Raw genomic sequence first — 4,116 nt, 5'->3', positions numbered from 1 at the left:
CGCAGTGGCTGTCCCGCTACTCCGCCTCGCTGCTCGGCGTCTTCGGCACCCCGCAGCGCGTGCTGGTTCGCGGCGCCGGCTGCCTCGTCTGGGACGCCGACGGCAAGGAGTACCTGGACCTGCTCGGCGGGATCGCGGTGAACGCGCTGGGCCATGCCCACCCCTTCGTCACGTCGGTGATCTCCAGCCAGCTGGCCACCCTGGGCCACGTCTCCAACTTCTTCACCAGCCCCACCCAGGTCGCCCTGGCCGAGAAACTGCTGGACCTTGGCCACGCCCCGGCCGGGTCCAGGGTGTTCTTCGCCAACTCCGGTACCGAAGCCGTCGAGGCCGCCTTCAAACTGGCCCGGCGCAACGGTGGTTCCAGCCCCAACAACACAGCGAAGCCGCGCACCAAGATCATCGCCCTCGACGGCGCCTTCCACGGCCGCACCATGGGTGCCCTGGCGCTGACCTCCAAAGAGGCCTACCGGGCGCCGTTCGCGCCGTTGCCCGGCGGCGTCGTGCACGTCCCCTTCGGCGACATCGAGGCGCTCCGCGCCGCGATTGACGACACCACCGCCGCCGTCTTCCTCGAACCGATCCAGGGCGAGGCGGGCGTCCGGCCGCTGCCCGCCGGCTACCTGCGGGCGGCCCGCGAAGCCACCAGCGCCGCCGGTGCCCTGCTGATCCTGGACGAGGTCCAGACCGGCATCGGCCGGACCGGCAAGTGGCTGGCCAGCGAAGACGCCGGGATCGTCCCCGACGCCGTCACCCTGGCCAAGGGCCTGGGTGGCGGCTTCCCGATCGGCGCCCTCATCACCTACGGTCCGGAGGTGTCCGCGCTGCTCTCCGCCGGCCAGCACGGCACGACGTTCGGCGGCAACCCGGTGGCCACCGCGGCCGCCCTGGCTACCCTGCACGTGCTGGAAAACCAGCACGTGCTTGCCCACGTCCGGGAGGTGGGGGAGCATCTGCGCTCCGGCCTCGCCGGGATCGACGGCGTCACCGAGGTCCGCGGCGAAGGCCTGCTGATCGGCTTTGACCTCGACGCCGACGTCGCCCCAGCCGTCGTGGCCGCGGGACTCGATGCCGGGTTCATCGTCAACAGCCCCGGCCCGCACACCATCCGGCTCGCGCCGCCACTGATCCTGACCACGGACCAGGCCGACCGCTTCCTCGCCGCGCTGCCGGCACTCCTCCAGACCGCAAAGGACGCCCTGTGACCGCACCTGTGACAACCCGCCACTTCCTCAAGGACACGGACCTCACCCCGGCCGAGCAGGCCGAGGTGCTGGAGCTCGCGGGCCGGATGAAGGCCGCCCCGTACAGCGTCCAGCCCTTTGCCGCCGCGGGCAGCGGCCGCAAGACCGTTGCCGTCATCTTCGACAAGACCTCCACCCGCACCCGGGTTTCCTTCGCCACCGGCATCGCTGACATGGGCGGCAACGCGCTCATCATTAACCCGGGCGAGGCCCAGATCGGCCACAAGGAATCGGTCGAGGACACCGCCAGGGTGCTCGAACGCATGGTGTCCACCATCGTGTGGCGGACCGGTGCCCACGCCGGCCTGGTCGCGATGGCCGAAAACTCGGGCGTGCCGGTGATCAACGCCCTGTGCGACGACTACCACCCCTGCCAGCTCCTGGCCGACCTGCTGACCATCAAGGAGCACAAGGGCGCCCTGGCGGGCCTCACCATGAGCTACCTCGGCGACGCGGCCAACAACATGGCCAACTCCTACCTGCTGGCCGGGGTGACGGCAGGCATGAACGTACGCATCGCCGGCCCCGACGGCTACCTGCCGTCCCCGGAGATCGTCGCCGCGGCGGAGGAGCGCGCCGCCCAGACCGGTGGTTCGGTGCTGGTCACCGTCGACGCTGCCGAGGCCCTCCTCGGCGCCGACGTCGTCGCCACCGACACCTGGGTCTCAATGGGCCAGGAAGACGAAAAGGCGGCGCGGATGAACCTGTTCCGCAACTATTCCGTGGACGAGGACGCCATGAAACTCGCCGCCCCGGACGCCGTCGTGCTGCACTGCCTCCCGGCGTACCGTGGCTACGAAATTTCCGCCAGCGTGATCGACGGACCGCATTCAGTGGTCTGGGACGAGGCCGAGAACCGGCTGCACGCCCAGAAAGCCCTGATGGCGTGGCTGATGCACCGTTCCGGCCTGGCCGTGGTTGAAGGACTCGGATAGTGTCCGTCCAGCCCGCCGCCCAGGGGGCCAGCCCGGCCACCAAGACGGCACGGCAGGCGCGGATCACCGCGATCCTGACCGGCGAGTCCGTCCGTTCGCAGGCCGAACTGGCCGCCCTGCTCGCGGACGACGGCGTGCAGGTCACCCAGGCCACGCTCTCCCGCGACCTCGTCGAGCTCGGCGCCGTCCGGGTCCGCGGCAAGGACGGGGTACTCGTGTACGCCGTGCCGGGGGAGGGCGGCGAACGGGGGGCCAAGAGCGGCGTGACCCAGGAGATCCTCGATGCCCGGCTGGCACGGCTCTGCGGGGAACTGCTGGTCACGGCCGAGGCGTCCGCGAACCTCGTGGTGCTGCGCACCCCGCCGGGCGCAGCGAACTTCCTGGCCCTCGCGATCGACCACTCGGTGATGCCCTCGATCCTGGGCACCATCGCCGGGGACGACACCGTGCTGCTGGTCACCCGCGACCCGGCCGGCGGCGCCGCCGTCGCCGCCCGCTTCCTGCAACTGGCCGAGGAAGCCGGCCAGTGAACTTTCAGCAGAGAACTTGCACCAGAGACCCCAAGAACCCAACAACTAAGGAGCATTTGAAGTGACTGAGCGTATTGTGCTGGCCTACTCCGGTGGCCTGGATACTTCCGTAGCCATCGGCTGGATCGGTGAAGCGACCGGCGCCGAGGTCATCGCCGTGGCAGTCGACGTCGGACAGGGCGGTGAGTCGCTGGAGACCATCCGGCAGCGCGCCCTCGGCTGCGGCGCCGTCGAGGCCTATGTGGCCGACGCGTCCGACGAGTTCGCCAACGAGTACTGCGTGCCCACGCTGAAGGCGAACGCCCTCTACCAGGGCCACTACCCGCTGGTTTCCGCGATCTCCCGCCCGGTGATCGTCAAGCACCTGGTCAAGGCCGCCCGTGAATTCGGCGCCACCACCGTCGCCCACGGCTGCACCGGCAAGGGCAACGACCAGGTCCGCTTCGAGGTCGGCATCCAGACTCTCGGTCCGGACCTGAAGTGCATCGCACCGGTCCGTGACCTCGCCCTGACCCGCGACAAGGCCATCGCCTTCGCCGAGGAAAAGGGACTGCCGATCGAGACCACCAAAAAGAACCCGTACTCGATCGACCAGAACGTCTGGGGCCGCGCCGTCGAAACCGGCTACCTCGAGGACATCTGGAACGCGCCCACCAAGGACATCTACGACTACACCGCCACGCCGGAATTCCCGCCGGCCCCGGATGAGGTCACCATCTCCTTCGAAGCGGGTGTGCCGGTCGCTATCGACGGCGTCAAGGTCACCCCGCTGCAGGCCATCAAGGAACTGAACCGCCGCGCCGGCGCCCAGGGCGTGGGCCGGATCGACGTCGTCGAGGACCGCCTGGTCGGCATCAAGTCCCGCGAAATCTACGAGGCCCCCGGCGCGATGGCGCTGATCACCGCGCACAAGCACCTCGAGGACATCACGATCGAGCGCGAGCAGGCCCGCTTCAAGGCGACCGTGGGCCAGCGCTGGGCCGAGCTGGTCTACGACGGCCAGTGGTTCTCCCCGCTCAAGCGCTCCCTGGACGCCTTCATCGAAGACACCCAGCGCTACGTCTCCGGCGACATCCGCATGGTCCTGCACGGCGGCCAGGCGATCGTCAACGGGCGCCGCTCCGAGACCTCGCTCTACGATTTCGACCTCGCCACGTACGACACCGGCGACACGTTCGACCAGTCGATGGCGCGCGGCTTCATCGAGCTGTGGGGCATGTCCGCCAAGGTTGCCTCCGGCCGCGACATCCGCGTCGCAGGAAAGTAGCCCGCGTGGCTGATCAAAGGTCCGCAACCAAGTCCGGGTCAACCAACACCGGCGCGCTCTGGGGCGGCCGGTTCGCCGGCGGCCCCGCGGACGCCCTCGCCGCGCTGAGCAAGTCCACGCACTTTGACTGGCGGCTGGCC

At 69.6% G+C, this 4,116-nt stretch carries 4 protein-coding genes; all 4 read left to right on the top strand.

Annotated features, from left to right (window positions below):
* Window positions 1-1,205 (top strand): acetylornithine transaminase (locus AB4Y86_RS13460; protein WP_441402718.1); only part of this gene is annotated, 1,205 nt, incomplete at its 5' end.
* The gene (gene argF, locus AB4Y86_RS13455; RefSeq protein WP_441402717.1) at window positions 1,202-2,179 is read left to right on the top strand and encodes an ornithine carbamoyltransferase; all 978 of its coding nucleotides are present in this window, start codon (window positions 1,202-1,204) and stop codon (window positions 2,177-2,179) included. The genes AB4Y86_RS13460 and argF, both read left to right, overlap by 4 nt.
* Entirely contained in the window at window positions 2,179-2,709 is a 531-nt protein-coding gene (locus AB4Y86_RS13450) for an arginine repressor (RefSeq protein ID WP_138769703.1), read from the top strand. Before argF ends, AB4Y86_RS13450 begins: the two co-directional genes overlap by 1 nt.
* A gap of 61 nt (window positions 2,710-2,770) precedes the next feature.
* On the top strand, window positions 2,771-3,976 hold the full coding sequence (locus tag AB4Y86_RS13445) for an argininosuccinate synthase (protein WP_091249950.1): 1,206 nt from the start codon (window positions 2,771-2,773) through the stop codon (window positions 3,974-3,976).
* The last annotated feature ends 140 nt before the right edge of the window (window positions 3,977-4,116 follow it).

The organism is Arthrobacter sp. 2YAF22_2 (assembly GCF_052114645.1).
GTDB lineage: Bacteria > Actinomycetota > Actinomycetes > Actinomycetales > Micrococcaceae > Arthrobacter.
This window is presented reverse-complemented; position numbering and strand designations above follow the sequence as displayed.